Here is a 26,461-nt window from a genome sequence, read left to right on the forward strand (position 1 = left end):
TCATGACCATATTAATTCCATCATACGAACCGGATGTTCGTTTATTGAATCTCGTGTTACAGTTGCAGACGTTTCAGTTAGGACCCATTGTCATTGTAGATGATGGTAGCGGGCCAGGTTACAGGGGGATTTTCGAGACAGCAGAAGCTTATGGGTGTACGGTCCTGACACATACGGTTAATCTGGGCAAGGGGCGTGCGCTAAAGACAGGATTCCAACATATCAAGGAACATGGCCCACAGGGTGGTATTGTGTGCGCAGACAGTGACGGACAGCATTTGCCGCATGATATCAAACGCATCTTTGATGTACTATTGGAGCAAACGAGCCCGGGAATTGTACTGGGTAGCCGTCGGTTCAGTGGAACCATTCCAGCGCGCAGCCGTTTTGGCAACACGGTCACAAGAGGAGTCTTTTCTCTCACGACAGGTACGAAAGTATATGATACACAGACAGGCCTGCGAGGTTTTCCGTACTCGATGCTGGACTGGTTGTGCCAGATAGCGGGGGAACGGTTTGAATACGAAATGAACATGCTGCTAACAGCGCATAAAGAAGGGTATGAGATCACGGAGGAGTTTATTGATACGGTCTATCTGGATCATAACAAATCTTCTCATTTTCGCCCATTGGTAGATTCATTCCGTATTTATATGCCGATTCTGATGTTCAGTACGTCTTCGGTGTTATCGGCCTTGATCGATTTTGGCTTACTGTTCGTGATCCAGTACTTCACGCATAATCTGTTCCTATCTGTCGTTGCAGCGAGACTGTGCAGTTCCATCTTCAACTATACGATTAATCGGAAGTATGTATTTTCAGCTGGAAAAACGTCCAGAGTCCGTCAGTCTTTACCAAAATACTTCTCATTGGTCATTCTCGTTCTGCTATTAAATTACGGATTGTTGTACTTCTACAATGAAAAATTGATTATCCCGCTGATTGCAGCCAAGTTGTTAACAGAGGTGTCGATCTTTGTGTTCAGCTATTGGGCGCAGCGCAGATTTGTATATTAACTCTAAATATTAACTTTGTATATTAAAACACAGAGAGAGTAAGCATACCGCTTGCTCTCTTTTTTTCATTCATAACCGTTTCATGTTAACCTCGTTATGGGGTACGATGGAGATAGCCATTTTATGTAATGAACTGGGAGCTTATATGGATGAATTCATACCACTATCAGTACAAGTACATGGGAGGAATAAATTATGGTTCCACAGCGAGTGAGTCTGGTCACTATCGGTGCGATGCATTTGTCTGAATTGCGTTCGTTCTATCAGAAGCTTGGCTGGAGTGAGACAGCAATCAGTTCAGATCAGTACAGTGTCTTTGAAACGACAGGTGTATTGTTATCGTTATATCCCATTCAGGAGCTTGAGAAAGATACGGGTATGACATTCAGTGCATCTGACGGGTTGAAGGGAACGTTGCTGGCAATCAATGTGGATAAAGCCGAAGATGTTGATGATACCATTGCGAAAATTCGCGCAGCCGGAGGCAATGTAATTAAAGAGCCCTACGACGCTGCTTGGGGTGGAAGAATCGCCTATTTCCTGGATCCGGAGAATAACTGCTGGGAAGTCACTTGGAATCCAACTGCCGTATTTGATGAAAAAGGAGCCATGATCACATTTTAGGTGAAATGAGTGTGACCGGATGTTAGACCGTGTTCGCAAGGACTTGCGTTATTATCTTCAGGAACATCAGGATCGGAACAACCTCATCTTGCATTATTTCGCATTTTTATCGGCGTTTGTGGCCTGGATTTTCTTGTTCATTAATATTAAAGTCATGCTGGTTCTGGCTCTTATCCATTACGCCCTGTCCTGGATTGGGCACTTCTATTACGAAGGCAACAAACCGGCGGCATTCCGATATCCGCATATTGGTTTTTATGCCGGGTTCACCTGGTTTTTTATCAGGACCATTGAGATCATCACCCGCAAAGAAATCATCCATCCGTGGATCAATAAACAGGACTGAAACCAGCAGGAGTCGAACTTTATAAAATAGGAGTGTGTCTATGTATCTTCGAAGTGTAGAGTTACTGTCTGCTAAAGTCGAGAATCCGGATCAATATCCGTTTCACATACCGTCCATACAGTCTCTGGAGCGATTGGAATTCAACAATAACATTACTTTCTTTGTTGGCGAAAATGGATCGGGCAAGTCCACACTGCTCGAAGGTATCGCTCATCAATGTGGATTCAATACAGCCGGGGGTGGGAGGAATAACTACTTTGAGATTGATGCTGCAGAATCGTCATTAGGGGATTATTTGCGTTTATCCTGGCTGCCCAAAATCTCCAAAGGCTTCTTCATGCGTTCCGAGTCCTTCTACCAGTTTGCATCACATGTCGATGCGACGGATTCCATTGATTATTACGGCGGGCGTTCGTTGCATGAACAATCCCACGGGGAGTCTTTTCTCAATCTGTTCGTGAACCGATTCAATTCCAAAGGCATCTATCTGCTTGATGAGCCCGAAGCCGCCTTATCTCCAGCCCGTCAACTCTCCTTGTTGCGCATTCTTCATGATTTGTCAGACACTTCCCAATTTATTATCGCGACGCATTCGCCGATTCTGCTGGGTTATCCGGGAGCATGCATTCTGAGCTTTGACGATGGCGGGATTCAGGAAGTGGAGTATGAGGATACAGAGCATTACCAGATTACCCGCAGTTTCCTGGAAAATCGGCACCGAATGCTGAACGAATTGTTCAAGGACTGAAATAAGGAGCGATTAACATCATAAAGGAGGGATTGCCTTGAAACATCGAATACATATCTTTGGTGCATCGGGCTCAGGAGCTTCTACTCTGGGTCAGGAACTGACAACCAAGCTTCCTCATATCAATCTGGATGCGGATGACTATTATTGGCTTAAGAAGTTCACCTCACGGAGGAAACCATTGGACAGATTAAAAATGTTATCAGATGATCTGGATCAACTTCAACAGTGGATTCTCTCAGGGTCGGTTTGTGGTTGGGGGGATCAGTTGAAGTCGCGCTTTGATCTGGTCATTTTCCTGCATGTACCCAATGAGATCAGACTTGAGCGTCTGAGAAAGAGAGAAGCCCTGAGGTATGGTGATGCGATTTTGCCAGGTGGAAGCATGTATGAGGAGTCCAAGGCGTTTCTGGAGTGGGCCTCGCAATATGAGGATGGAGGTTTGAATGTGCGTAGTAAAGCGCTGCATGAACATTGGATGAAAGATATAAGTTGCCCGATTTTGAAGATTGAGGGGAGTCATTCTGTTCAGGAGCGCGTGGATATTGTGCTGCAATATTTGAATAAAAATGCAAATTAAAAATGGATCAGTAGAAGATTGATTTTAGAGGAGAGATGATATGAAAATAGGTTTTCTGATCGTGGATATGCAAGAGAGTATTGTACGGGATAAATTAGATCAAAAAGCAATTGACCGCGCTTGTGAATATATTAATCATGTTGCAGACGTGCTTCGTTCGAGCGACCATGTGGTAGTTCATGTACAAGACGTGGAAGGGATGGAGGATTCAAATTCTGAGGCGTATCGTATTATTTCTGAGGTTAATGTGAATGAGAAGGATCTGACGGTGACGAAGGAGAGCTCCAATGCCTTCTGGCAGACTGACTTGGAGCAGATTCTGAAGAGCCATGGTGTTGAGCTGTTGATCATATCGGGATTTGCCGCCGAGGAATGTGTTCTGTTTACTTATAATGGCGCGATAGAGCGAGGATTTAGACCTGTCATGTTGCAAAATGGGATTCTCAGTACGCATCCTGAAGCAGTGATTTCGACCTATAGAGACCGGAATGTGATTTCTTATCCTGTAGTTAATTATCTAATCCATTAAGTGTCAGTGTCAGTCAATTAATTCTAGATATGATATCGTTGATTACTGTATAAATGGAGGTGATGGTTTTAAATATACTTAGCATCGCTTTGATCATGTGGATTGCAGTAGGGTTAGTACTTTTCGTTCAGGGGTTGAAGAAAGGATCTCCACTTATGCTGTTTTTCGGTGTGATTTCGATCCTGGCTCCCATACTTACGTTCATAGGCTGGCTGACTTTACTACCTTTTGTTAATCCCGCTGCACTTGCTGTTGCATACCTAGGGAAGAAAAGGAAAACGACAAATATGCTTAAACGGACTCTATAAAGGGTCTATTTTTTATACATAAGCATCTTCTCCAAGACAGGATACTTCACGATTTAAATCAAACTTTGCCTATATCTGCTGTGGTTGAAACGATATATTGAGAGCAGGACATAGCAAGCACGCTGTGTATATCGATAAGGTTGAGCGTAGATCACATGATAAGGGAGATATGCAATGATGATGAATGTACAAATCACGAGTATTTTGGCAGAAAAGAAGGAATTATTTCTTAACCTGTACAACTTGTATTTATATGATCTTTCCGAATTCTCGGGTGAGGATTTGCTAGAGGAGGGGAAATTCGATCCAACGAATACCTATCTCTATCTGGAACGGGCGGAATTACATCCGTTTTTTATTCAATATGATGGAAAGGTAATCGGATTTGTGCTGGTTTGCTCTCCTCCTTATGTAGATGAGGATATCGACTTTACAGTTCAAGAGCTATTTTTGGTCAAAAAGTATCGTGGGCAAGGACTAGCGGCTCAAGCGGTTGATAGGGTGTTTGCACAATTTCAGGGCAGATTCAAAGTGGAGCAACTGGCTAATAACCAATCGGCTGTTTCATTCTGGAAAAAATACTATGAACAACATCACATTGAATATGTAGAGTCGGAGTATAGCATTGAAATTGAAAACATCGCTGGCAGCCATCGGATTCTGTCGCAGACGTTTGTACGTGCAAGAACGGACTAGATTTATGTGAATCGTAACTAGGAAGGATGATTATTTGTTTGTTATAGTAGCTTCAAAAGGCAGGTTCAAGTGGATTTCAGGAATATTTCAAGCAGAAGAGGTAGCGCTACATTACATGGAACAAATTCCTGAAGAGCTGAAAGAATACCAAAATTTAATTCATGTAGAGGAGATGAAATATCCTTTTTATATTATAGAGAGTCAAAGGGATTTTCAGTTTCTAACTAAAGATGAAGTGATTGTACTTTTCAATCATACGGACGTGTCAGAAGACGAAGATGAGGTGCACTTCAATATCTATACAGTTGATTCCGATTACAGACCGAAGAAGCCGGGCACAGACTATATGGGCATACTTCATCATGATCATGTGACCAATGAATTTATTGCGAAATACAAAGAAGAAGGAACTGAGATTCTGGTCAAAAAAAGGATCTTTTAGATATTCGCATTTACCAATACATGGGTTATGACGAATGAAAGATTCACTAGAGGGGAAGCGAGCCATTAGAGAGGAGAATGATGAATGACAAGCCGCATTGTGGTTACGGGCGGAGCTATTATTCGTGATCATATGGGTAGAATACTGCTGCAAAAAAGATCAGATTATGGCGATTGGGGATTACCTGGTGGTGGTATGGAGCCCGGTGAGAGTATTGAAGAAACTATGATTAGAGAAGTAAAAGAAGAAACGGGGCTTGACGTGAGTTCGTATGAACTGGCATCCATCTACACAGGTGAGAAAATGAAATATACATATCCGGATGGCAACGAGGTTGTATTTGTAATGTTCCTGTTCAACGTCTCCGCGGAGTTGGGTGGGAAACTTGATGATGATCAAACAACCCTTTTATTTAAAGATGAACAGAATGAATCGCTAGAGCTTGTTTTTAAAAGTCTAGATGAAATTGATATTTCCACAATCAACAAGGTACAGAAGCCTGTATTGGTAGATTTGATGCAAGGGGAACTCACAATTCTGCGTTAAGCCCTAGAGGATATAAAGAAGATTTTGAGAGGGAATAGGGAAAATATAGTTTGTGAGTAAAAATTAAAATCCCCCATTTTAATAGAGATAGGAGCATTTATTATGCCTTGGCCTATGGTTCATTTTGCAATCACGTCTGAATTATTATCTGATCCAACCCCTGAATTTATAGTGGGAAGTCTTGCTCCTGACGCCATTCATGTGAGAACGAATGAAAAAGTCGAAAAGGCAAAAACTCATCTCATGCCAGAGACAGGACGATTTGCAACAGACGAAGAGCTCGGGGCATTTTTTAATTCCAACAAAGAACGCGCGCAGAGTGATCCTAAGTTCATGCAATATTTGTGCGGCTACATCGCCCATGTATATACGGATCGGGTTTGGACTTTCGAGATTTATCCCGCATATGAGGAACACGCCAATGGACGAAGTATTTATACGCAGGATGTTACGAAGCTGGAATTTATGATTTTGAGAAAAGGGTCTGATGACCAGGATTTATTGAATAAGCTGGAAGCAGGTCAAGCATTTGATTTAGGTGGATTGCTGGAGCAAGAGGTGTATCAATATAGAAAAGAAAAAGCAGACTTTTTAAATAACCTTGAAAATGAGCCCTTAGATGATTTGAACATTTTATCTATGGAAGCTATAGAAGAGTTTATACAAACAACGGCCCAAAGACTTAGACAGTTGTTTACAAAGTGGGAGGTATTCTAAATGAAAAAACGGATTAGCCTCGCCCTATATAATGAGAAGTACGCTCAAGAGTTGGCTAATTTTTCATTAAGTGATGAACAGGTTCAGTTTACTGCAATGCCTGCGGAAGTGATGGAGGAAGCCTTCCAAAATCCGAACAAATATCCGGTAGTGATTTTAAATGATGAGATTCCAGTTGGTTTCTTCATATTACATAAACATTCTGAATACGTAGAGGAAAGAGATACTTCCCGTACAATACTGGTTCGTGCGTTATCCATTACGTTGGAACATCAGGGGAACGGGTATGCACTCACTGCCATGAGGGAACTGCCTGCACTAGTTAAGCAGCTTGATCCGAAGGTCGATGAAATTATTTTAGCTGTGAATGAGGGGAATATTGCAGCACAAAAGCTGTATCTAAAAGCAGGTTTTCTGGATATGGGCGAGCGGAAAATGGGCATTCATGGTCTTCAACTGATTTTGCAATACAGAATGGTGTAGGGGATGAATTACGGCAAACAAGACGGCATATTTGATAAAAAGGGGGACTAATGTGGCGAACATACACAAGGGAAGATATTCAGCTGAGATCGAAGGCGAGTTTGTTGTTTTTATTATTGGAATGAGGGTTAATCGCCTGTGGGCCATACATAAGTGGTTACCTGTTTTTAAATCCATGGGCCCGATGATTAAAGAACTGTACATGAACCCAGATACCGGTTTTCTGGGAACGGAATTTTTTATGAGCTGGCGTGGAGTGACTCTGCTGCAATATTGGAGATCTTATGATGAACTGGAGAAATACGCACGCGGTGGTCTGCACTTGGAGGCTTGGAAACGATTTAACCAATCCGTTGGATCGGATGGAAGCGTGGGCATTTATCATGAAACGTACAAAGCTCAATCCGGTTCATATGAGACCATATATGCGAATATGCCCAAATTCGGATTGGCTAAAGTGTCTAACCATGTTCCAGCGACAGGCAGGAAAGAAACGTCCAGACGTAGAATGGGTGGAGAGAGTGATCCGGCAGTAAAAACACCAAAGAATCCTTAACATATGACGCAAGGGAAGTTCGAATGTACAATCATCGCAAGTAGAGAGGAGCATGTTATTGAAAGTTAATGTCAAACCAGAAGATTTGGGTTCTGAGCAGCTTAGCTGGCTATGTGTCCAACCGATGTTGATCTCCGTTCGTGGTAAAGATGTTGCAGCAAAAGTGGAGGTATATCGGCAATTACATGAAGGGCAACAAGCGATATTTTTGTTCTATTCCTATCATAACCATACGAAAAGCCTGGCGGAGTTTTATTGGTTTTCGGCGTACAACATTATTGACATGAAGAGCTGGAATGGAATTAGGAACGGGATGCGCTATTTTAATCAAAATGAAATGGTAACTCTGCTGGACGACATCGAGCGTTTGATTACAGATAAAAATAAAGATGGAGACACATGGCGTGAGGTTCTGCCCACGGATTTGGAGAAAGACCCGATCCTGCTGCAAAGAACGGAAGAACTATACGTTAAATATCGAGCCGCGGCGCAGGCTGCTATTTTACACATGAATGAAATAATTCGGAGTAATCAGGAGATGTATCTGGAGATTACGGAGATCAACGCCTAAAGTAATCTCAAAATATAAGGAGGAGTGATCATTTCATGAAATCTCCAGGTGGATCTATTTTTCCTTATTATTATAAAGGTGGAGAAATCCATTGTCTGAAATATGGCAGCAAGCATAAGGACCAAGATAAGCTTTTCGATGTGATGAGACAAGAAGAGGCTTTCATCTTAGGGATCAATAAAAAGCTCAAGGTTTGGGTGGATATGTATGAGACGAAGATTACCAAAGAAGTCTTGGAACAGTTAATCTGCAACATAAATAATCTCAAAGATCATGTGGATAAGCTCTCATTTGTAGGACTATCAGGGATGGATCGTTGGAAATTGAAAAGAAGATTGAAGAACCTGGGGATGGGGCAATCTGTATCATTTTATGCTGATCCTGAGGAGGCAAAGACATGGCTGATAACGGATCGATGATTTGATCTTTAGCAGCAGGTATGGGTAAAGGTCAATAGGAGAGCTACTCTTCATGGAGTAGTTCTTTTTTTCATACTTTTTGAAGGAGAAACTATGCTGTGTTAATTCGAAATTCTTCTAACATAACAGGTACTTCACACAATTCAATTCTATTTCTATGCTAGAATAGATAGCAGGAAAAAAGCGGAAGAATTAAACAATATTCTGAAGTATCTTAGACAGTGTAAGTTATATGATTTTGTTAATTTTTCCAAAGAGGAATGGGTCTCTAATTATAAACGGTACTACAAACTACCTTAGTTATATCCAACATGTGAGAAATGAGATGATTAATGATGACAAATGCTGATTCCATCCAGGAACAGATGCAGATGTGTCAGAAATATAATGCCGACTATGTACCGAGCGAACTACACCATAAGATCGGAATCGCCTGGAACGTTAAGGAAAAGTTAGAACCGATCCACGGCATGCGTATTCAGCCCGAAGGAGATACAACCGGATGGTATATTTGGGCGGATGAATACTTGGAGGCAGATGACTTTTTTGTCCCATTACATGTCACGCACATCGATAACTGGGACCCCAAAATCAAGAAGTACCTCGGACTTGCACCGGGATGGCGGTTTGTGATTGCAGAAGATTATGAGGATGTATGGTTTGACGAACAGTTGCTTAACAGGTCATAAGCAGAGCAACCAACGAGTTAAAATAGAACTTTGAAAGGAGTCATACAATGCCAAGTGTGCACGATAACAAAGCATCTAATTATAGAGCAAACGGGATAAGTAAATTAACCATAGCTATTAGTGTTGTAGTTATCATAATTGTGATTCTGGCTCTTACCAATCCAACCAGAACCGATTTTTATACATGGCTGGAAAGCCAGTATGGTATACATGTCTCCTACGACATCAATGAAACAACGTATACACAGATCACGAACGGCCAGGAAAGAAGTCTTAATTTCAGAAGCGGACATATACAGCATGTGGGAATCTTTACTACGTATAATGAGACTTTTATGGATGCTGAGGGTAATGAGATCAACATTAAAGCCACTGGTGTAATGAACATGTTTTTTAAAAGATAGATGGTTTCTGTTCTATGATATTGGAAGTTGTAAAGGATTTATCGACATACCACGCTTTTGTATGATGCCAACATGCAGAGCAGCGTGGTTTTTGTGTTGAGCAGAATTCGTAAAGAGGGGGAGGATTACGTTATTTGGTTCATTCGCAAATTCCACATTATGGGTTATGATGTACCTACAGAGAAAATTTAACATACATAGGAAGTTTTTTTTCGAATTGAGATTATTCTAGTGGGAGGAATAGAATGAAAGCCATTTTCCTTGATTTCTATGGGACAGTTGTTCATGAAGATGATGATATTCTTCCTGTGATTTATAAACAAGTTCAAGCGTCAGCACAGGTGGAATGTACAACGGATGAGATCGGTGCTTACTGGTGGAAGGCTTTTTCAACATTGTTTTATGCAAGCCACGGCAGCCAGTTTACCACGCAAAGAATGCTGAATGTGCAATCTCTGGCAGAAACGCTTCTCCATTTCAAATCGGATCTACAAGCTGAGTCACTTAATCAGGAACAGTTGGCACATTGGCGTAACCCTTGTATATTTGCTGATTCAATTCCCTTTCTTCATTCTCTTGAAGTTCCGGTATATATCCTTTCTAATATCGATACGGATGACGTGAAAGCCGCAATGAAGGCACATAACATTGAAGTGACCGGAGTAATTACCAGCGAGGATGTTCGATCTTATAAGCCAAGGTCAGAGATGTTTGATGAAGCAATCAACAGGTACGGTTTGCAGCGAAATGAGGTGATCCATATAGGGGATTCTCTGGTTAGTGATGTACAAGGAGCGCAAAATGCGGGAATTAAGGCTATCTGGTTGAATCGAAAAGGAAAACCCCAACCGCAACAGATTACACCGGATTATGAGTGCAAAGATCTTGGCGAAGTTGTGCATATGTTGGAGGCTTGGATATGAAAAAGTTAACCGTGTTGTCGTTATTATTTCTGTTCTTAATTGCCTGTCAGGATAAAACAAACCATGAAGCTGTGCAGAAACCGACGATTCCAGTGACGGAAAGTGTTACTGATGAAGCAATTGAGCAGAAGGACGATGAAGCAGAAGCACCCAATAAAGACAAGGGCATTCCTCCTGTTTACCTTGATGAAACGAAGTATACAGGTGATGAACTGGAAATCGTCAAACTGATGAACGTTCGCATGCGTTATATATGGGAAGAGGATGAGAAAGGCTATATGAGCCTTTTTGATCCGCAATCGCCAGTCTCAGGCATGCCAGTTTCAAAAGTTCGCAAGGTGATCTCTATGAGCAAGATCAAGATTCGAGAGCAAAAGAAGCTCTATGAGGCACTTGTGATGGTTACTGAATTAAGAGAGAACGGGGAAGAGTTCGGCCCTAGCATGGTGTTCTGGAAAAAGAAAGCGGATGGCGATGCTGCGAAGTGGATTTTTGCAGACATCGATTAACACAACTGAAGGAAATGAAGTAAAGGGTGATGAAATCATGACGAAACAATTGATACTTATTGAGGGATTACCGGGTTCAGGAAAGTCGACGATTGCCAAGATGGTATCCGAGATTCTGACTGAGCAAGGCAAAAAGGTGCAACTCATCCAGGAAGGGAATCTGGATCACCCTGCTGATTATGATGGTGTAGCCTTTTATTCTGCGGAAGAGTTCAGGTCTTTGGTGGATGCTCACGAGGCATGTAAACATATATTGGAGAGCAGAGCTGCAGTCTATGAGGATGGTTTCCTGATTCCGTATCGCAAAATGAAAGAGGAATTTGGAGTGGATTTTCCTGACCATGTGGTGCAGGAGATATTCAGCAAAGATATTTACGAACTACCTTTTGAACAAAATATGAAGCTGATCACCGAAAAATGGCGGGGTTTTACCGAAAGCGTGATAAGTGCGGATGATGATTCCATCACTATATTCGAATGTTGTTTTATTCAAAATCCATTGACCATAGGTTTGGTGAAATACAATCAATCCAGAGAAGAAAACGTGCAATATGTTCTGGAATTGGAGCGCATCGTTCAACCATTAAATCCGCTACTAATCTATATTCATCAGGAGGATCTTGCACATACCTTTGACAAGGCAATCCAGGAAAGACCTAAGGAATGGTCAGATGGATTCGTACAATATTACACAAACCAAGGATGGGGGCTGGCGGAAGGATATCATGGTGTTGAGGGCACGGTGAAGGTTCTTCAGGCAAGAAAAGAGTTGGAGACCGAGATTTATCAGTTACTGAAGATGGACAAACACTGGCTGGACAATTCGGAATATAACCGCGTTGCTTGCCAGGAGGAACTGGAGAAGATCCTGAAAGTTTCACTTTGAGATACTAAAGTACAAGTACAAGATTTCTTAGCACGGCAATACCATACATAATGGAGGTTTATTTTCATGTTAATTCTCGAGGCAACACTAATTGTCATTACCGCGATATTGTTCATCGTAGGTTTAAGGAACAAACGCAAAACATTAATCAGATGGGGCATAGGGAGTTTGATTTTGTTGATTGTACTTTTTATTCCATCGTTTGTTAATGGATTTGTGGAGGGGTTGTCCTCTGGTTGGTCGGCAAAGTAAACCTGGATGCATTCAAAATGATGGAGGTTTATCCGTTGTTTTTGAAAAAATGATCCGGAGTCATCAGCGTGACATAGATAGCATTAAACATTACGTTCAGAAATTGGAGGAGTTTATGAATATCACATTTATTCGTCATGGTCACGCTGAACATTTGCTTCATTATCCTCATCAGCTAAACCAGTTGCATCCCGGACTCACTGAACAAGGAAAGAGGCAGGCGACTGAATTGCGAAAGCAGATTAAAATCTTACCGGAAGACCTCGTTTTGGTGAGTCCTTCAAAACGAACGATAGAAACGGCATTCCTCTTAACATCCAGTGATAAACTGACAGTCTGTCCACTCGTTGGCCCGAGAATGTTCCCTCAAAATCCGGAGTTCCCCGTTCTGCGCTGTGATCAGATCTATTCGAAAGATGAATTAAATGCTCAGTATGCGGAGCTCCGAATTCTGGATTTTGGACTTGATTGCTGGTTGGATGGGATTAATCGAATGGAAGAATATCTATTTGAGGTTTATGCTGGACAGCTAATTCAATGGTGCAGAGAGCAGAGCGGGAGTACTTTTATCATTTCACATGATGGTACGATAACAAGTTATAGAGTTTTTCTTGGAGAGCAGGGGTTAACCCGAAGTGATTTTCTCGGTGAGGCGGGTCATTACACGATCAATAACCTTTAAAGAAGAAGGGACATATGCACATGAAACCTTTTCCCGAAATAGAAACTGACCGATTGTATATTAGACAGCTGACTTTGGCGGATCGTGAGTCTGTATTCAAGCATTTTGCTGATCCAGAGATAGCTCGATTTATGGATATTGAGCCTTGCCGTGACGTAAAAGAAGCAGAAGAAATCATACAATTTCATATGGATGATTCAGGTTGCAGGTATGGTCTGTTCAATAAAGTAAATAATCATTTCCTCGGTACAGTCGGATTTCACTGCTGGGCCAAAAGCGAACCGTCAAGCGCGGAGCTTGGATTTGATTTATCCCGTTCCTATTGGGGGCAAGGTTTAATGCAAGAAGCTTTAATCGAAATCATCAAAATTGGTTGGGATGTTATGAATCTTGATTTTATTGAAGCCACAGTAGAGCAGGCCAACATTCGGTCACAGAACCTGTTAGTTAAGATGCATTTTTCAAAAGCCGATGAGTTGAAAGGTGACTTGTTCTACTACACGTTGAATAAGGAAGAGTTTATTTTGTAAGCGGTCAAAGTTCAAGATCAATTGGGCTCAAGATGCATCTTCAAGTCATAGAAGATATATGAATGGGCAGATGCAATAGTTCTATGGAAACGACGGCCTAAACAAAAAAAGGAGGTAAATTGAAATGGAGTTCGCGGGACAGAAGATAAGAATAACACCTGTCACAGAACAGGACCTCGACTTTATATGCACACTTGAATGTGATGCAAGTATATGGAGCTTTGAAGAGGACGTTGAAACGGATACTGAGAAAGTTCGTGATAAATATCGTAGTCATTTTTCAACTACGGATGAAGAACCGTATGCCTATGATTTCATTATTCGTCGTTTGGAAGATCCCGAGGGAGAACCAATTGGTCTTATCCAGATGTGGAGCTATGTAGGTCATAGAAAAAGCTGGGAACTCGGATTCGCGCTGCTTCCGAATTATGTAGGGAACGGCTACGGCAGTGAGGCTACGAAACTTTTATTAGAATTTGCATTCAACGGGTTACACGCCCATAAAGTTATAGGTATGTGCAATGCTCAGAATGTCCGATCTGCTGCGCTGATGCAGCATGTGGGGATGACACGGGAAGCCGTGTTCAAGGAAGAACTTTGGTGGAACAACCAATGGACGGATCAATATTTCTTCTCCATTTTAGAAAAAGAGTTTATTGAACGAAGAGGGAGAAATTCCGATGACCAAGTTGGTCTTGTCAAGTGGAAGGTGGGTCTACAATGAGTGAAATCAATGTATATCATTATGATGCTTTTTCGATGGTTCCTGGTAAAGGTAACCCGGCTGGAGTCGTTTTTCATGCCGATTCGCTCAGTGAGGAAGCGATGCAGCAGATTGCGCATAAAGTTGGCTTTAATGAAACGGTTTTCGTGATAAGTTCCGAGGTAGCAGATGTTAGATTACGATATTTTACACCTGGTCATGAGATTAATCTGTGTGGGCATGCCACGATGGCATCCATGTATGGGTTAAAGACTAGAGGGCTACTGGAGGATAAGCAGTCTATTACCATTGAGACTAATGTAGGCATATTGCCGATTCAGTTCCAGCAGGATGGCGATAAGATCAACATTGAGATGAAGCAGGATCAGCCCCGTTTCCTGCCATTCCAAGGTGACTTAGAGAAGCTGGCAAATTCGATTAATCTAACCATGGATGATCTTGATCTATCCACACCCATCGTCTATGGAACTACGGGTACCTGGACGTTATTGATACCGATTCGTAAACTGACTTCTTTCCAACAAATGAAACCGGATTCTTCTCTATTCCCTGAGATATTAGTTGAAAATCCGAAAGCTTCTTTGCATCCCTTTACGCTGGAAACCCGCGATTCAGATGCTCTAATGCATGCCAGACATTTTTCTTCGCCCTTTTCGGGTACTACGGAAGATCCGGTTACGGGAACAGCATCCGGTGTGATGGGTGCCTATTATTTGGAGTATATGAATTCTGAGATGGATCAGGCTCTTTTTGTTGTGGAGCAAGGACACGAGGTTGGCAGAGATGGGAAAGTTCTTGTCAGTGTGGTCAGAGATGGACAGGACATGGATGTCAGAATACAAGGCACGGCTGTTTTTGTGGAGGAAATGAAAGTGGAGTTAGATACGTAACAACGTAAATGAAGGAGTGGGTTTAGGTGGATGAACAGGCGGTACTACATACAGTTACTCATTTGTTAAAAGAAGAATGTTCGGATTCCCTGGTGGGAATTTATTTGCACGGGTCCATGGCTATGGGGTGCTTCCATCCCAATCAAAGCGATATCGATATACTGGTGGTATGCCGGGAGCAGCTGTCTGCTGATACCTATCGAAGTATTGCGAAGAAATTGATGCAGATAGAAGATGAAATGCACATTGTCACAGGATTTGAACTTAGTATTGTTTTGGAGTCTACGGTTGCTAAACTGACGTTTCCGACTCCATTTGAGTTTCATTACTCGGGGTATCACCGAGAAAAGTATAGAACTGATGATCAATATCTTTGCGGTGGATACGAAGATCCGGATCTGGTAGCACATCTGGCCGTTATTGTTGACCGTGGAATTGTGCTTGTCGGCAAACCGATTAAGGAATTATTCCAGCCCGTAAAACGTGAATATATGCTGGCCTCTATTACATCTGACGTTGGTTCAGCTATGGAAGAAATAACGGAGAATCCTGTCTACTATGTTTTGAACCTATCACGGGTTCTATTGTATATGCAAGATTCAGTAATATACTCCAAGCGAGAAGCAGGCGAGTGGGCACTCATTCATATTTTACCGAAGTACAAAGAAGTCATCTCACAATGTCTCGCAAAGTATAACGGAGAGCTGGAAAGCGTGAATCTAAGTAATGATTTACTTCTGGATTATGCGAAGTACATGTTGAACGAAATAAGTGGTATCTCCTTGCGGTATTTGCAGAGAACTGATTAGTGATTATGGGAAGGACACACAGGTCATCTTGTAGGGAGAAGAGGGTTATTCTAAAACAACGATTGGGCAGCTATTACCACAAAAATATACAAGAATATAATAAGGAAGGTAGAGTGTGATGTTTGAGATTGTTGATATTCGGCAAAAGCCGGACATGCTGCAGACAGCTGTACATTATTTTTGGAAGCAGTGGGGCTCGGAATCAAGTTATCATTTTTACCGGGATTGCATAGAGCGTTCCGTGGAAACCGAGAGTGATGTACCCCGATTTTATGTACTGTTGGATGGAGACAGGATTGTTGGAGGATATGCTCTGTTACGAAGTGATTTGAATAGTCGGCAGGATCTGTTCCCGTGGTTTGCCTGCCTTCATGTTGATCCAGAATACCGAGGCAAGAACCTGGGTGGGCAACTACAGAATCATGCGATTAATGAGGTGAAGACGAAGGGCTACGACAAGTTGTATTTATGTACGGATTTGACGGACTATTATGAAAAAAATAACTGGGCGTATATCGGTAATGGATATTTGCTCGATGATGAAGAGACTCGGATCTATGAACATCAAATTTGATGAAGTTCTTCAACATTATTTCTGTGAAGCGAAGTATGTCTTGAAAGCCGTCCCATTTGGACTGACCAATACAACCCAAGTCCTTGAAATGAATGGGCAGAAGTATATCGTTCGAATCTATAATAAGTACATGAAAACGATCGATAGTATTGAGCTCGAAACTCAGGTGACGACATTTCTTGTTGGCAGACATTTATCGTTTCAGGTACCTGTCTTTCTTCATACCTTATCTGGAGAGAATTTCGTCGTTTTAAACGATGGGTCTCTTGCAGCTATTACTAATTTTATAGAGGGCTCTATACCTCCTTTGTCTGATCTGAAAAAAGCTAAACATTTTGGTAGATTGGTGGGAACGTTCTCTTCTGAGATGAGTAAGCTTCAAACCAAAAAAAACGGCTATCATGGGATATCATTTAGCAAAATATATGATATTCATCCTTTAGCTAATCGTCAGTCAATTAAGACTTTTTTTGAAAATTCACCTCTTGAATTATCAGATGAAATGTACTCTTTTTACAAAAGGATGATTACTGATGTGGAGACATCCAACCTTTCTTTGGAAGTGCTGCCGAGTCAACTCGTTCATCATGATTTGTTGGTATATAATTTGCTCTCTCGTGACGATGAGATCATAGGCGTACTGGATTTTGATTTTATGGGGACGGATGTTGCGTTCATGGAATTGGCGATTAGCTTCAATCATATGATTCAGGAATCCGAAGGGGCATTGGATATGATTGAGGCTTTTCTTCAAGGGTATTCAAATGAACGTAAACACTCCACTGTGGAAATCAATTACTTACCGTTACTTACCCAAATCTATTTTATAGCGGTGCTTCATTTTTATATTGGTCAGCATTATGCGGGAGTGACGATTGAGCAAAACTTTAACTTTATGCTTAATCAATTTGAGCGGAATATAAACTGGCTACATAAGCATGATTTAAAAATTCAAGAATTGTTTCATAGATACTTGGTCTGATTCAATAACGATTACTATGAGTCAGAGACTGAGGGTATCCTTAGGGATCAACCTATACCCAATAAGAATGAAAAACATATGCTCTAGCAGATCACCCGATGTACAGACGAATGCCAAAAGAGCTTTGTCCAGAATGCGAAAATACAGATCAAGTAACCGAACGGAGTGATGGTCATCGAACAAACCATTCGTTTAGCCCAAGAGATTGCGGAGAGAGTCATTCGAAGAGCCGGAAAAGTTGCCAAAGATCATTTTGATCAGATCACCTGCGCAGAGGAGAAGGGCATCTTTGGCGATGTTGTTACTGAAGTAGATCATGAAGCAGAGCGGATAATATGTGATGAAATTAGCATAAGTTTTCCCGATCATGAGATCCATAGTGAAGAGCGGGGGCATAACGGACAGAAGAGTGACTGGCTGTGGATGATTGATCCGTTAGATGGAACAAACAACTTTGCCATTGGCCTACCGATATTTTCCGTTTCCATTACATTAATGTATCGTTCAGAACCTGTTCTCGGGGTTATTTATGAACCTCTGGTGGATCGTTTGTTTGTGGCATCACGTGGGAATGGGGCAAGTTGTAATCTGAACCCCATGAAAGTCCAAAAGAAAGAGCAGATTCATAAAGGGACCATTGGATGGATTCAGGGGCATCAGGTGCAAAATGAGGAGAAGGCTGTACGGCTACGTCAACATCTCGATGTTCGTTTCAAACGAATGATGCGATTATGGGCTCCAACCTTACAGTGGTGCATGTTAGCTAAGGGGGATATTGACGGCATTGTGCTCTACAATTCGGAAGGAGACGATCTGTATTCGGGCATATTAATGGCGAAAGAAGCAGGTGCCATTGTTATGGATTTTGAAGGGATTCCCTTTGATGGTATGAATTCAGAGCCATATCTGATTGCCTGTCATCCGGATCATCGTGAGTATTTACTTAGTGTCGTTCGGGAGGGAATGAACTGATGATTAGCGAGCTTAATAAGCATGAATTCTATAAGGTAAGGCACTTCGCGGACTTGAACAGCAATATTGAGGTGAAGGCCGTGGTATCTGGGTTGAATCCTGGCCGAATCTACGTTGATGATGCATCGAATATCACAGCAGCATTAATTTGGGTGAAGGGACAAAGCGGTTTCCAGTTGATTGGAGACGCCCGAAGTAAACCCTTTCTGAACGACTTGGAAGAGTTCATGAAAGAACATATAGAACCTGAATTATTAAGATTAAATATCCACACAGTCGAGGTAGGTGTGGCGGATGAAAGCTGGGAAGATGTGCTTCATTATATGGCCACGAATAAAGAGCTCTATAGCGATATTCAGCATGTATTTACATTGGATTCAGACCAAAGAAAGACTGAACATCTAAGTCAACCGGTTATTCATGAAGGGTATACTTCTCAGAATGAGGTTGTCAGGCTTCTCGAATTAGATGAGGCATTACTGAAAGCAGGGAAGTTTAACAATCTATCTTTTCTGAAGGACAAAGTCTCACGCTTTTGGGATAACATGGATGAGTTCTTGGAACATGGCTTTGGATACATTGCAGTACAAGGCGAGGATATCGCGAGTGTTTGCTTTTCGGCGTTTATATCAGATCAGTGGCATGCAATTGATATTGAAACTATCGAAACCTACAAGAGAAGGAATTACGGTGCACGGGTAGCGCGAGCATTTGTAGAAGAATGTAGGATTAAAGGTATTCATCCGTATTGGGACTGTTCCCCAGATAATGTAGGTTCAATACGCTTGGCAGAGGGTGTAGGTATGTCACTGAACTTTGATTACAGAGTTTACTGGTACAATCTTTCTTGATGGGTTTGAAAAAAGGCTGAAAGGAGACTTAAATGAACGAAACATTACAGGAGCAGATTCAATTTCTAATTGAGATTGATAAACTGAAAACGATTGAACGAAAAACGAGAATCATCCATGGAGACAGACTTGAAAATGATGCAGAGCATTCCTGGCATCTGGCGATGATGGCCTTGATTTTGCAGAGCCATTCCAACAAGGAGGTGGATATTCTCAAAGTTATTAAGATGCTTCTCGTTCATGACCTCGTTGAGATCGATGCCGGAGATACATTTGCCTACGATACAGTAGGTCATACGGATAAATATGAACGCGAGATCAAGGCTGCGCATCGACTGTTTGGGATATTACCTGAGGAACAGGCCGAAGAACTGTTGAACCTGTGGCTGGAGTTCGAGGCAAAGGAGACCCACGAAGCACAGTTTGCCTCTTCGATGGATCGGTTGCAGCCGTTGATCCACAATCATCAGAATGAGGGAGATACGTGGCAGAAATACAATATTACAAGTGAACAGGTGTTAAATAAAAATCGGGAGATTGAGAACGGTTCCGAGACATTGTGGACGTACGCACAGCAAATTATCCAAAATTCCGTAGACCAGGGAATCTTAACTAAATCCAAGTCTTAGAGACACGTTGAACTTATCTGATCACAGACAGGGGAGAATCTTTATGGGATATATCATGGAGTTGAGAAAGCTGGTGGGTTCGCGCCCTCTAATCATGGCTGGTTCATGTGTGTTGGTCTTCAATGAGCAGGGCCATCTGCTGTTGCAAAGACGTACAGATAGTCTGGATTGGGGAACCCTTGGCGGATCATTGGAACCGGGAGAATCTTTGGAGGAAGCTGCTGCCCGTGAATTATATGAGGAAGCTGGACTGAGAGCGGGTGCATATAAACTCATTACCGTTTTCTCAGGTCAGGACATGTATTACAAGTATCCGCATGGAGATGAAGTGTATAATGTCATGGCAGTCTATGAAGCTACTGAAATTCAGGGCGAACCAACCGTCATGGATGATGAAGGACTGGAACTGCGATATTTTGATCTGAGTATGCCAATCCCAGAGATTAATCCGTTCACGGAATATGTGCTGAAAAAAGCGGGATATATTAACTAAGTAGTAAAAGGGGATCGTATATGACACAGGATTTTTATTGTGATGAAGTGCTTAGTGGTAATACCCAAGTAAATATTGTCATGGAAAGTGACAAGGTGCTGGCTTATCATCATACCCGACCATACTACAAGCATCATATTGTTGTTATTCCAAAGATCCATATCCAATCGTTCATTTCACAGGAAGAAGAAAATAATGATGAACTATTATTGGAAATTATGCGCGTTATCAAAAAGGTTGCTGCGGACATGGTTGTCCAGACGGGTTCTTCCAAAATCGTAACTAACCTGGGCACTTACCAGGATTCGAAGCATCAACACTGGCATGTGGTAAGCGGTGAACGTATCCAATAAAATAAGTCTTAAGTAAAGTCTTCCTGCCGGATGTTCGGGGGAAGATTTTTTGACTGCAATGATTAGAATTCAGCCTATCAAGAATGTGAAAATGGTTTGAAGAAAGTAACTTAAGGTAAAATATGCTAAAATAGGTTGGTGAATTAATAATTTGGACTATTTATAAATCATGATGATCATATGAATTATGAATGAATTACGGTGATTAAAAGGAGGAAGTGTGATGAGCTTTTCATTCATTTCAACATTCGCAGTTTTATTTAACTTGGTGTTATTCGGTTTGGGTGTATATGCCTTTATTTTATTTATCAAACTTGCTAAACGCGGGATTCAGGCGTTGGACATTTATCTATATGAGAAACGAGGAGAACGGTTCTAAGCTTTAGAAATATCACTCAACAATAGAATTATCATTTTTCTCTCAGTGTTTTATTGTTGTTCTATTGATATGATTAACTTATCATTCAACTAAAGAGAGGGTAAATGACATGGATACTTTTTTAGAGCAAATCAACGAATTGCAGGAGCTTCAAAAAGATTTGGTCAGTATACATCCCTTATTCGCAGAGTATTATCCCGTTGTTGTGGAATTTGAATCTTTGTTATATATGTATGATTATTCGTCCAAGACGCAGCAATATGAATGGGTAAAAACCGTTCCGGATGACCTGAACATTCCCGATGAGTGCCTTGCAGCGTTCCCGGTGCATCACATGGGTGGGCGGATGTGCGCAGTGGTGACGGATGCGGCGTTCCAAAATTTTGAGCAGAAAATCTACCTCTTTCATGAGTTTGTCCATTGTTACGTATATGAGCAGTATACCGACATTGGTGACCGTCTTGAGATCAAACGTAAGATGGAGCAAATCAAACGTGTAACATGGGAACTAGATTATGAGTTTCCTTATGACAATGAGACGGTTGTCCAGCGGATCACTTCGTTGGTATCAGCCTTGAAGAGTAAGGATCTCTTGCAAGTGAAAGAGGCGAGAGTGGCCCTGTTCAGCTCTTTGAGTGAAGAACAAGGTGAGTACTTCAACTGGCTGGAATGGAACGAAGGTTACGCGCGCTATCTGGAGAATCGAATTCGGGAGAAATTGGGATTGGAAATCAATCATATGGGGGATTCAGCTCCGTTTAATCGTCTTGTTTTCTATGAATGCGGGTCGGAATACATAAGTCTGCTCGTTAACGAACAGCCGGATCTTCATACGGATTTGGAGCAGTTATTTGAGAGGATACAAACAGAGCGAGTGCAGGGTTGAACACCGGGTATAGTTCCCGAATTCATTACGGACGTAAAGATAAGGGCTTTCGTGGCCGATACTGTCCAGCGTTTAAAAGTACTGCTCCAAGGATGGGACACCGAGCTGCAGCATGCGAGCATAAGCATCTAGAGCTAAACACAGATGATTGCTTAGAGAGTGAGTAGTATGTGTTTAGTTGAGCCGGGAGGTATATGCTAATGAAAAAAGCAAGGATTCTCTTAGTTCTCTTCGCAATGCTCCTTGCAGCCTGCAATCATCCAATTAAAACTATTTCTAACCCGAAAGAAGCTCTGCCTTCGCTCATTACATTAACCTGCAACCCCAACTTCTCGATTGAAGCGTGCGAGGATGTGAAATTCGAAGATCCGGTTGAGATTGGAATCGTAATCGAGGCTATAAACAAAGCGGAGCGTATAGCGGGAAGTCTTGATTATAGCGTGGAATACAAGATGAGCTTAACAGATGCAGATGGCTCCTTAACGAAGTATGATTTTTCCATAGGCAAAGATCCCAAGCAGTCAGCCCTTCTAGTTAACCATGAGGATACCCACGTGGGATACAGCATACCCATTGAGGATGCAAACAAAGTAAGGAAACTGATCCAGAGTCATACGGACTGACTAGCTATTGAAACGGAGAGACGGTCATATGAGTCACCTGATTACCATTCAACCTTTAACAGCATCGGATATGAAGGGTGCCTGCCAGGTATTCGAGACATCCATTACGAATGCATTTACACAGGAAGGGCTGGGTGCCCTGCACGAAGACATACGGGATGAAATTGAACACAAAAAAGCGATGCTTCACATAGCTTTGCATCCTGAAAACAACAAGGAATCGAGTGTCTTCTTTCTAATAGCTAAAAGGGAAGATACTGTCGTGGGCACCATTTCCTACGGACCTTGCGGCGAGGAGATTCAAGAATGCACAGACCACCAACTGAACCAAGTAGGGGAATTGGGTAGTCTCTACGTTCTGCCAGAGGTTCAGGGTCAGGGAATTGGCTCTGCTCTCATTCAGGCTTTGGCTACTGAACTTCAGAGGCGTGAGATTACGCAATTTTGCCTGGATAGTGGGTACCGGACAGCGCAGAAGAAATGGCAGCGGAAGTTTGGAGAACCCTATGCCGTGGCAAAGAACTATTGGGGTGAAGGCACGGACCATATGGTGTGGTTATGCGATGTGAAGGATTTTGCTGCAAAATAAAATGACGAAGAGATGACGACCTGTACTGAACAGGGGTCATCTCTTTTACTAAGTCAATCTTTCTGCATCGATAGAGGACTATTCTTCGTACAGTAAGAAAAAGGAGTGAAGATATGCAGTACATACAGAGTACACCCGAGCAACGTTTATCGCCGGATGCCATAACCATATGGAGAATCAGTGCGGTTATATCGAACGGAATAGGGTTGATTGTGCTTGCAGCTCTGCTGGTTCTGGATTCCATCTATGGATGGAAGGCGTGGATTGGTTGGTTGCTGTGGGGAGTGACTGCCATCTCAGTGCTGTATGCGGTGTGGGAAATTTTTATCCGGCCTTCATTGTTATACAAGCATTGGTATTATGATGCGAATGAAGAGTTCTTGCAATTGAAACACGGGGCTTTGAAAAAGGTACATCAGATCATTCCCATGGCCAAAGTACAATCCGTCACGACGAACCAAGGTCCCCTTTTGAGAAAATATGGCCTATATTCTGTATCGGTTGGCACGATGGGTTCATCTCATACGATCCCGGCGCTGCCAGAGGAAGTGGCACTTGAACTGCGTAATCAGATTGCGTCGTATGCAAGGATTAATGAGGTGGATGAATGAACGAGATGAAAAGACAACACCCGTTAGCCATGCTCTGGAGTTTGTGGAAACTGGTGAAAAATTCTTTTGCATTTATCGTTTTTTTATTTATTCTCCGTCATGGCTCGGCGTCCACGTGGATTATGTATGGCAGAATCGTCTTCTATGTGGCTATCGCGTTTAGTGTGATAAGCATTATCTGGAGTTGGTTTACACTACGTTATACCGCAGATGATAAGGCTTTTCAGATCTACAGTGGGGTGTTTAATCGCACAAGAAGAACGATACCCTATACCAAAATTCAGAACGTGAACCGGCATACGTCGCTGTTTCATCGTTTGTTCCGAGTCACATCCATTCGTTTTGAGACGGGCATCAAAGGAGACGATGCTACTTTTCAGCTGCAAGTCGTTTCGCTTTCGGAATCGGATCGGCTTGAAAAGGTCGTTGCAGGGCATATGTCGGAAGCGAATGTCGCCAGTGATGCTGTACAACCAAACGAAGAACCCGAGACAGCACCTGAACACGTAACACGGGAAGAAGATATTCAACTAACTGTAAAAGAGGGGCTTGAACGGATTGTCCATTACAAGTCCACCCGAAAAGATATATTCAAAGCTTCGTTTACCTCGCTCAGCTTTCTGGTACTTATTCCGATTCTGGGATCGCTCTATTCGTCGGTGAAAGATTTCTTTCCCGATGAAAAAGTGACGGAGAGCATCCTATTAACGTGGCTGGATACCTGGTGGATTACCGCATTGATCATCACAGGACTTATTGCTGTTTCCATTATGCTAGGTATTGTTAGAACCTTTGTGAAGTATGGTGATTTCCAAATCTCCTCTGATCGCAAACGTATCTACATTACGAAGGGCATGTTGGAACAGACCGCATTTTCGATCCTGAAAGAACGAGTTCAGGCGGTGAAAATCACGCAGTCTCCGATGAAAAGACTGCTAGGATTGGCAGAAGTGGAACTAACTACAGCAGGTGGTGTGGGAGAAACCGAACAGGAAGTTAACTCGCTCTATCCTTTTCTGCCTGTGAAGCAAGCTTACGATATGATCTCGGAGATTTTGCCATCCTATCAGGTTACGCAGGAGATGCAGAAGCTTCCACGAAAATCATTATGGCTGCGCATGCTCACACCAAGCTGGGTATGGATTATTGCAACGGGATTATTGTTTTATTTCAAACCGCCGATTCTGGGACAGGATCAGGCATGGTGGATGATTTCCGCTATTCTGTTACTGTGGATTGTCATATGCAGACTAACTGATTTTCTCCATACACGATACGTGCTGAATCAGAACTTTATCCAGTTGCGAACGGGTGCATTAACCTCAACACTATACATCTCCAAGCGGGAGAAAGTCATTGAGGTACAGATTACCCGGAGTCTGCTGCAACGCTGGTTTGGAGTTGCTTCGATTCAAACCGTGAATCGTGCCAAACCTGTTCTGCATCACACGCTAAACGATATACCGGTTGAGGCCGTAGAAGCGTTTCAGTTGTGGTATATGGAGCGGAGCCAGAACGTCCAGACCTGTTAATCTAAAGGCAAGTGCAGGAAGACTACTAAGTTAACCGTGCACTTGCCTTTAATTTGTGAGGACAGAAATAACCTGAAGAAGCGGAGCTACAAGCTTTCTGTAAAGAAAGCTGCATCGGAAGCATACACCTCGCTTTATTCTCGGATTTTCTCCTTTGAAAATAGTAATCAAAAAAAATCTGGGGATAACAGCGATCGGAAGGTTGTTCTGTCATCGGAGTGGCAGGTGTAAATATGCTTTAGTTCAATTGATATAACTTAGGAGGTGTTCCTTTGATTAAAATCGTATTTATGGACGTGGACAGTACGTTACTCAGTGAGAAGGATCGAAGTCTCTCTCCAAGTACAGAGGATTCCATTCGAAAATTGGTTCGTAGGGGCATACAGGTTGTTCTGGTCACTGGCAGACCGTACAGTTTATGCGAAGATTTCAGGAAATTCGGGATTGAAACCATGATTTCGGCTAACGGGGCATTGATCAAGAGTGGTGAAGAAGTGATACATAAATCGGTGCTTTCTGCACGAATGGTCAGAGAATTCAGTGAATTTGCCGAGCTGAACGGCAGCAGTATTTCTTATTTTACAGAGTCATTCGAGATGAATGGTTTATGTACAACGGATGTGCGTGTCACCGATGCATTGAGAGATACGCTCGGTCTGATGGAGTCCCCCTTGAAAATCAGTTCTTTGGAACAGGAAGTGTATTGCATTTGTTTATATGCCGATCAAGCCGAAGCGGAGAAATTCCATTCCAGATTTCCAGCATTAAAATTCGTGAGGTTTCATCCTTACGTGTCTAACGTACTGGAAGAGAACGAAGTATCCAAATCGATAGCGGCAGGAAAAGTGCTCGCCCACCTGAATATATCGAAAGAGGAAGCAATGGCCTTTGGCGATGGTGAAAATGATATTGATTTGCTAGAGTATGTGGGTCTTGGCATTGCGATGGGAAACGGAGGAGAGCGCGTCAAACAAAGTGCCGACTATGTCACGCTGCGAGCAAGTGAGGATGGCATCACACATGCGTTGAGGAAGTTTAAAATCATAGAATAAGCAAATTTTGGAGCAATAAGGATATCCTAATTATGGGTTTTCATGTAGAATGATGG

Annotated in this window: 38 protein-coding genes and 2 pseudogenes; all 40 read left to right on the top strand. The window is 42.3% G+C overall.

Annotated features, from left to right (window positions below):
* The first annotated feature begins 2 nt into the window (after window positions 1-2).
* The 40 genes and pseudogenes from BMY78_RS03855 (at window position 3) to BMY78_RS04045 (ending at window position 26,405) form a co-directional block, all read left to right on the top strand.
* Window positions 3-1,016, top strand: coding sequence for a bifunctional glycosyltransferase family 2/GtrA family protein (locus BMY78_RS03855; RefSeq protein ID WP_090894846.1), 1,014 nt, complete (start codon window positions 3-5; stop codon window positions 1,014-1,016).
* Window positions 1,017-1,211: 195 nt separating this feature from the next.
* On the top strand, window positions 1,212-1,640 hold the full coding sequence (locus tag BMY78_RS03860; protein ID WP_090894848.1) for a VOC family protein: 429 nt from the start codon (window positions 1,212-1,214) through the stop codon (window positions 1,638-1,640).
* 19 nt (window positions 1,641-1,659) lie between these two features.
* Window positions 1,660-1,986 carry a DUF962 domain-containing protein gene (locus BMY78_RS03865; protein ID WP_090894850.1) on the top strand — a complete coding sequence of 109 codons (327 nt, stop codon included), beginning with the start codon at window positions 1,660-1,662 and terminating at the stop codon, window positions 1,984-1,986.
* 40 nt (window positions 1,987-2,026) lie between these two features.
* Complete coding sequence (locus BMY78_RS03870) at window positions 2,027-2,734, top strand: AAA family ATPase (protein ID WP_090894852.1); 708 nt, start codon at window positions 2,027-2,029, stop codon at window positions 2,732-2,734.
* Window positions 2,735-2,771: 37 nt separating this feature from the next.
* Window positions 2,772-3,314 carry an AAA family ATPase gene (locus BMY78_RS03875; RefSeq protein WP_090894855.1) on the top strand — a complete coding sequence of 181 codons (543 nt, stop codon included), beginning with the start codon at window positions 2,772-2,774 and terminating at the stop codon, window positions 3,312-3,314.
* Window positions 3,315-3,354: 40 nt separating this feature from the next.
* A complete protein-coding gene (locus tag BMY78_RS03880; protein WP_090894857.1) occupies window positions 3,355-3,843 on the top strand; it encodes a cysteine hydrolase family protein in 489 nt (162 codons plus the stop codon).
* A gap of 482 nt (window positions 3,844-4,325) precedes the next feature.
* Window positions 4,326-4,847 carry a GNAT family N-acetyltransferase gene (locus BMY78_RS03890; RefSeq protein ID WP_256221944.1) on the top strand — a complete coding sequence of 174 codons (522 nt, stop codon included), beginning with the start codon at window positions 4,326-4,328 and terminating at the stop codon, window positions 4,845-4,847.
* 34 nt (window positions 4,848-4,881) lie between these two features.
* Window positions 4,882-5,289, top strand: a complete 408-nt coding sequence (locus tag BMY78_RS03895) for a hypothetical protein (RefSeq protein WP_090894861.1) — start codon at window positions 4,882-4,884, stop codon at window positions 5,287-5,289.
* Window positions 5,290-5,373: 84 nt separating this feature from the next.
* Entirely contained in the window at window positions 5,374-5,835 is a 462-nt protein-coding gene (locus tag BMY78_RS03900; protein ID WP_090894864.1) for an NUDIX domain-containing protein, read from the top strand.
* Window positions 5,836-5,937: 102 nt separating this feature from the next.
* Entirely contained in the window at window positions 5,938-6,552 is a 615-nt protein-coding gene (locus tag BMY78_RS03905; protein ID WP_090894865.1) for a hypothetical protein, read from the top strand.
* Complete coding sequence (locus tag BMY78_RS03910; protein ID WP_090894867.1) at window positions 6,553-7,035, top strand: GNAT family N-acetyltransferase; 483 nt, start codon at window positions 6,553-6,555, stop codon at window positions 7,033-7,035.
* A 52-nt stretch (window positions 7,036-7,087) separates the two neighbouring features.
* Complete coding sequence (locus BMY78_RS03915; RefSeq protein WP_090894870.1) at window positions 7,088-7,591, top strand: DUF4188 domain-containing protein; 504 nt, start codon at window positions 7,088-7,090, stop codon at window positions 7,589-7,591.
* 58 nt (window positions 7,592-7,649) lie between these two features.
* Complete coding sequence (locus tag BMY78_RS03920) at window positions 7,650-8,162, top strand: hypothetical protein (protein ID WP_090894872.1); 513 nt, start codon at window positions 7,650-7,652, stop codon at window positions 8,160-8,162.
* 35 nt (window positions 8,163-8,197) lie between these two features.
* Window positions 8,198-8,581, top strand: a complete 384-nt coding sequence (locus BMY78_RS03925; protein ID WP_090894873.1) for a hypothetical protein — start codon at window positions 8,198-8,200, stop codon at window positions 8,579-8,581.
* Between the two features lie 332 nt (window positions 8,582-8,913).
* Window positions 8,914-9,270, top strand: a complete 357-nt coding sequence (locus BMY78_RS03930) for an immunity protein Imm33 domain-containing protein (RefSeq protein ID WP_256221945.1) — start codon at window positions 8,914-8,916, stop codon at window positions 9,268-9,270.
* 47 nt (window positions 9,271-9,317) lie between these two features.
* Window positions 9,318-9,674 (top strand): hypothetical protein, encoded by a 357-nt coding sequence (locus tag BMY78_RS03935; RefSeq protein ID WP_090894878.1) that lies wholly within the window; start codon window positions 9,318-9,320, stop codon window positions 9,672-9,674.
* A 245-nt stretch (window positions 9,675-9,919) separates the two neighbouring features.
* Window positions 9,920-10,597, top strand: a complete 678-nt coding sequence (locus BMY78_RS03940; RefSeq protein ID WP_090894881.1) for an HAD family hydrolase — start codon at window positions 9,920-9,922, stop codon at window positions 10,595-10,597.
* The gene (locus BMY78_RS03945) at window positions 10,594-11,106 is read left to right on the top strand and encodes a hypothetical protein (protein ID WP_090894883.1); all 513 of its coding nucleotides are present in this window, start codon (window positions 10,594-10,596) and stop codon (window positions 11,104-11,106) included. Before BMY78_RS03940 ends, BMY78_RS03945 begins: the two co-directional genes overlap by 4 nt.
* Before the next feature lie 37 nt (window positions 11,107-11,143).
* Window positions 11,144-11,992 carry an adenylyl-sulfate kinase gene (locus BMY78_RS03950; RefSeq protein ID WP_090901990.1) on the top strand — a complete coding sequence of 283 codons (849 nt, stop codon included), beginning with the start codon at window positions 11,144-11,146 and terminating at the stop codon, window positions 11,990-11,992.
* Between the two features lie 66 nt (window positions 11,993-12,058).
* Complete coding sequence (locus BMY78_RS03955; RefSeq protein ID WP_090894885.1) at window positions 12,059-12,244, top strand: hypothetical protein; 186 nt, start codon at window positions 12,059-12,061, stop codon at window positions 12,242-12,244.
* 115 nt (window positions 12,245-12,359) lie between these two features.
* Window positions 12,360-12,926, top strand: coding sequence for a histidine phosphatase family protein (locus tag BMY78_RS03960; RefSeq protein WP_090901993.1), 567 nt, complete (start codon window positions 12,360-12,362; stop codon window positions 12,924-12,926).
* A 20-nt stretch (window positions 12,927-12,946) separates the two neighbouring features.
* Complete coding sequence (locus tag BMY78_RS03965; RefSeq protein ID WP_090894887.1) at window positions 12,947-13,456, top strand: GNAT family N-acetyltransferase; 510 nt, start codon at window positions 12,947-12,949, stop codon at window positions 13,454-13,456.
* Between the two features lie 124 nt (window positions 13,457-13,580).
* Window positions 13,581-14,180 carry a GNAT family N-acetyltransferase gene (locus tag BMY78_RS03970; protein WP_090894890.1) on the top strand — a complete coding sequence of 200 codons (600 nt, stop codon included), beginning with the start codon at window positions 13,581-13,583 and terminating at the stop codon, window positions 14,178-14,180.
* Window positions 14,177-15,070: a PhzF family phenazine biosynthesis protein gene (locus BMY78_RS03975; RefSeq protein WP_090894893.1), complete on the top strand. Its 894-nt coding sequence runs from the start codon at window positions 14,177-14,179 to the stop codon at window positions 15,068-15,070. The genes BMY78_RS03970 and BMY78_RS03975 overlap by 4 nt, the downstream gene beginning before the upstream one ends.
* 26 nt (window positions 15,071-15,096) lie before the next feature.
* A pseudogene (locus tag BMY78_RS03980) lies at window positions 15,097-15,822 on the top strand (aminoglycoside adenylyltransferase domain-containing protein); the annotation flags it as partial.
* Between the two features lie 19 nt (window positions 15,823-15,841).
* Window positions 15,842-15,910, top strand: a pseudogene (locus BMY78_RS33180) (cytidine deaminase); the annotation flags it as partial.
* An 87-nt stretch (window positions 15,911-15,997) separates the two neighbouring features.
* Window positions 15,998-16,453, top strand: coding sequence for a GNAT family N-acetyltransferase (locus BMY78_RS03985; RefSeq protein ID WP_090894898.1), 456 nt, complete (start codon window positions 15,998-16,000; stop codon window positions 16,451-16,453).
* On the top strand, window positions 16,437-17,435 hold the full coding sequence (locus tag BMY78_RS03990; protein WP_177185645.1) for a phosphotransferase: 999 nt from the start codon (window positions 16,437-16,439) through the stop codon (window positions 17,433-17,435). The genes BMY78_RS03985 and BMY78_RS03990 overlap by 17 nt, the downstream gene beginning before the upstream one ends.
* Before the next feature lie 174 nt (window positions 17,436-17,609).
* Window positions 17,610-18,407 (top strand): inositol monophosphatase family protein, encoded by a 798-nt coding sequence (locus tag BMY78_RS03995; RefSeq protein ID WP_090901997.1) that lies wholly within the window; start codon window positions 17,610-17,612, stop codon window positions 18,405-18,407.
* The gene (locus BMY78_RS04000; protein WP_090894903.1) at window positions 18,407-19,258 is read left to right on the top strand and encodes a GNAT family N-acetyltransferase; all 852 of its coding nucleotides are present in this window, start codon (window positions 18,407-18,409) and stop codon (window positions 19,256-19,258) included. The genes BMY78_RS03995 and BMY78_RS04000 overlap by 1 nt, the downstream gene beginning before the upstream one ends.
* Before the next feature lie 32 nt (window positions 19,259-19,290).
* Window positions 19,291-19,887 (top strand): HD domain-containing protein, encoded by a 597-nt coding sequence (locus BMY78_RS04005; protein WP_090894906.1) that lies wholly within the window; start codon window positions 19,291-19,293, stop codon window positions 19,885-19,887.
* Between the two features lie 43 nt (window positions 19,888-19,930).
* A complete protein-coding gene (locus tag BMY78_RS04010; RefSeq protein ID WP_090894908.1) occupies window positions 19,931-20,380 on the top strand; it encodes an NUDIX hydrolase in 450 nt (149 codons plus the stop codon).
* Window positions 20,381-20,400: 20 nt separating this feature from the next.
* Entirely contained in the window at window positions 20,401-20,733 is a 333-nt protein-coding gene (locus BMY78_RS04015) for an HIT domain-containing protein (protein ID WP_090894910.1), read from the top strand.
* Between the two features lie 223 nt (window positions 20,734-20,956).
* On the top strand, window positions 20,957-21,112 hold the full coding sequence (locus BMY78_RS32735; RefSeq protein ID WP_177185646.1) for a hypothetical protein: 156 nt from the start codon (window positions 20,957-20,959) through the stop codon (window positions 21,110-21,112).
* 109 nt (window positions 21,113-21,221) lie between these two features.
* A complete protein-coding gene (locus BMY78_RS04020) occupies window positions 21,222-21,998 on the top strand; it encodes a hypothetical protein (protein ID WP_090894912.1) in 777 nt (258 codons plus the stop codon).
* A gap of 200 nt (window positions 21,999-22,198) precedes the next feature.
* Window positions 22,199-22,621: a hypothetical protein gene (locus BMY78_RS04025; protein WP_090894913.1), complete on the top strand. Its 423-nt coding sequence runs from the start codon at window positions 22,199-22,201 to the stop codon at window positions 22,619-22,621.
* 28 nt (window positions 22,622-22,649) lie between these two features.
* Window positions 22,650-23,210, top strand: a complete 561-nt coding sequence (locus BMY78_RS04030) for a GNAT family N-acetyltransferase (RefSeq protein ID WP_090894916.1) — start codon at window positions 22,650-22,652, stop codon at window positions 23,208-23,210.
* Between the two features lie 113 nt (window positions 23,211-23,323).
* Window positions 23,324-23,821 carry a PH domain-containing protein gene (locus BMY78_RS04035; RefSeq protein WP_090894918.1) on the top strand — a complete coding sequence of 166 codons (498 nt, stop codon included), beginning with the start codon at window positions 23,324-23,326 and terminating at the stop codon, window positions 23,819-23,821.
* Complete coding sequence (locus BMY78_RS04040; protein ID WP_090894920.1) at window positions 23,818-25,353, top strand: PH domain-containing protein; 1,536 nt, start codon at window positions 23,818-23,820, stop codon at window positions 25,351-25,353. Before BMY78_RS04035 ends, BMY78_RS04040 begins: the two co-directional genes overlap by 4 nt.
* Before the next feature lie 272 nt (window positions 25,354-25,625).
* Window positions 25,626-26,405: a Cof-type HAD-IIB family hydrolase gene (locus BMY78_RS04045; RefSeq protein WP_090894922.1), complete on the top strand. Its 780-nt coding sequence runs from the start codon at window positions 25,626-25,628 to the stop codon at window positions 26,403-26,405.
* The last annotated feature ends 56 nt before the right edge of the window (window positions 26,406-26,461 follow it).

Source organism: Paenibacillus sp. OK076, from assembly GCF_900110055.1.
GTDB lineage: Bacteria > Bacillota > Bacilli > Paenibacillales > Paenibacillaceae > Paenibacillus.

Coding starts and splice junctions, on each gene's coding strand:
- BMY78_RS03965 (WP_090894887.1), top strand. CDS start 12,947: ATGAAACCTTTTCCCGAAATAGAAACTGACCGATTGTATATTAGACAG.
- BMY78_RS03900 (WP_090894864.1), top strand. CDS start 5,374: ATGACAAGCCGCATTGTGGTTACGGGCGGAGCTATTATTCGTGATCAT.
- BMY78_RS03910 (WP_090894867.1), top strand. CDS start 6,553: ATGAAAAAACGGATTAGCCTCGCCCTATATAATGAGAAGTACGCTCAA.
- BMY78_RS03905 (WP_090894865.1), top strand. CDS start 5,938: ATGCCTTGGCCTATGGTTCATTTTGCAATCACGTCTGAATTATTATCT.
- BMY78_RS03990 (WP_177185645.1), top strand. CDS start 16,437: ATGAACATCAAATTTGATGAAGTTCTTCAACATTATTTCTGTGAAGCG.
- BMY78_RS03890 (WP_256221944.1), top strand. CDS start 4,326: ATGATGATGAATGTACAAATCACGAGTATTTTGGCAGAAAAGAAGGAA.
- BMY78_RS03955 (WP_090894885.1), top strand. CDS start 12,059: ATGTTAATTCTCGAGGCAACACTAATTGTCATTACCGCGATATTGTTC.
- BMY78_RS03940 (WP_090894881.1), top strand. CDS start 9,920: ATGAAAGCCATTTTCCTTGATTTCTATGGGACAGTTGTTCATGAAGAT.
- BMY78_RS04000 (WP_090894903.1), top strand. CDS start 18,407: ATGATTAGCGAGCTTAATAAGCATGAATTCTATAAGGTAAGGCACTTC.
- BMY78_RS03960 (WP_090901993.1), top strand. CDS start 12,360: ATGAATATCACATTTATTCGTCATGGTCACGCTGAACATTTGCTTCAT.
- BMY78_RS03855 (WP_090894846.1), top strand. CDS start 3: ATGACCATATTAATTCCATCATACGAACCGGATGTTCGTTTATTGAAT.
- BMY78_RS03975 (WP_090894893.1), top strand. CDS start 14,177: ATGAGTGAAATCAATGTATATCATTATGATGCTTTTTCGATGGTTCCT.
- BMY78_RS03930 (WP_256221945.1), top strand. CDS start 8,914: ATGATGACAAATGCTGATTCCATCCAGGAACAGATGCAGATGTGTCAG.
- BMY78_RS03945 (WP_090894883.1), top strand. CDS start 10,594: ATGAAAAAGTTAACCGTGTTGTCGTTATTATTTCTGTTCTTAATTGCC.
- BMY78_RS04035 (WP_090894918.1), top strand. CDS start 23,324: ATGCAGTACATACAGAGTACACCCGAGCAACGTTTATCGCCGGATGCC.
- BMY78_RS03950 (WP_090901990.1), top strand. CDS start 11,144: ATGACGAAACAATTGATACTTATTGAGGGATTACCGGGTTCAGGAAAG.
- BMY78_RS04040 (WP_090894920.1), top strand. CDS start 23,818: ATGAACGAGATGAAAAGACAACACCCGTTAGCCATGCTCTGGAGTTTG.
- BMY78_RS04005 (WP_090894906.1), top strand. CDS start 19,291: ATGAACGAAACATTACAGGAGCAGATTCAATTTCTAATTGAGATTGAT.
- BMY78_RS03935 (WP_090894878.1), top strand. CDS start 9,318: ATGCCAAGTGTGCACGATAACAAAGCATCTAATTATAGAGCAAACGGG.
- BMY78_RS04025 (WP_090894913.1), top strand. CDS start 22,199: ATGAAAAAAGCAAGGATTCTCTTAGTTCTCTTCGCAATGCTCCTTGCA.
- BMY78_RS03870 (WP_090894852.1), top strand. CDS start 2,027: ATGTATCTTCGAAGTGTAGAGTTACTGTCTGCTAAAGTCGAGAATCCG.
- BMY78_RS04010 (WP_090894908.1), top strand. CDS start 19,931: ATGGGATATATCATGGAGTTGAGAAAGCTGGTGGGTTCGCGCCCTCTA.
- BMY78_RS03985 (WP_090894898.1), top strand. CDS start 15,998: ATGTTTGAGATTGTTGATATTCGGCAAAAGCCGGACATGCTGCAGACA.
- BMY78_RS04030 (WP_090894916.1), top strand. CDS start 22,650: ATGAGTCACCTGATTACCATTCAACCTTTAACAGCATCGGATATGAAG.
- BMY78_RS04020 (WP_090894912.1), top strand. CDS start 21,222: ATGGATACTTTTTTAGAGCAAATCAACGAATTGCAGGAGCTTCAAAAA.
- BMY78_RS03970 (WP_090894890.1), top strand. CDS start 13,581: ATGGAGTTCGCGGGACAGAAGATAAGAATAACACCTGTCACAGAACAG.
- BMY78_RS03925 (WP_090894873.1), top strand. CDS start 8,198: ATGAAATCTCCAGGTGGATCTATTTTTCCTTATTATTATAAAGGTGGA.
- BMY78_RS32735 (WP_177185646.1), top strand. CDS start 20,957: ATGAGCTTTTCATTCATTTCAACATTCGCAGTTTTATTTAACTTGGTG.
- BMY78_RS03865 (WP_090894850.1), top strand. CDS start 1,660: ATGTTAGACCGTGTTCGCAAGGACTTGCGTTATTATCTTCAGGAACAT.
- BMY78_RS03880 (WP_090894857.1), top strand. CDS start 3,355: ATGAAAATAGGTTTTCTGATCGTGGATATGCAAGAGAGTATTGTACGG.
- BMY78_RS03860 (WP_090894848.1), top strand. CDS start 1,212: ATGGTTCCACAGCGAGTGAGTCTGGTCACTATCGGTGCGATGCATTTG.
- BMY78_RS04015 (WP_090894910.1), top strand. CDS start 20,401: ATGACACAGGATTTTTATTGTGATGAAGTGCTTAGTGGTAATACCCAA.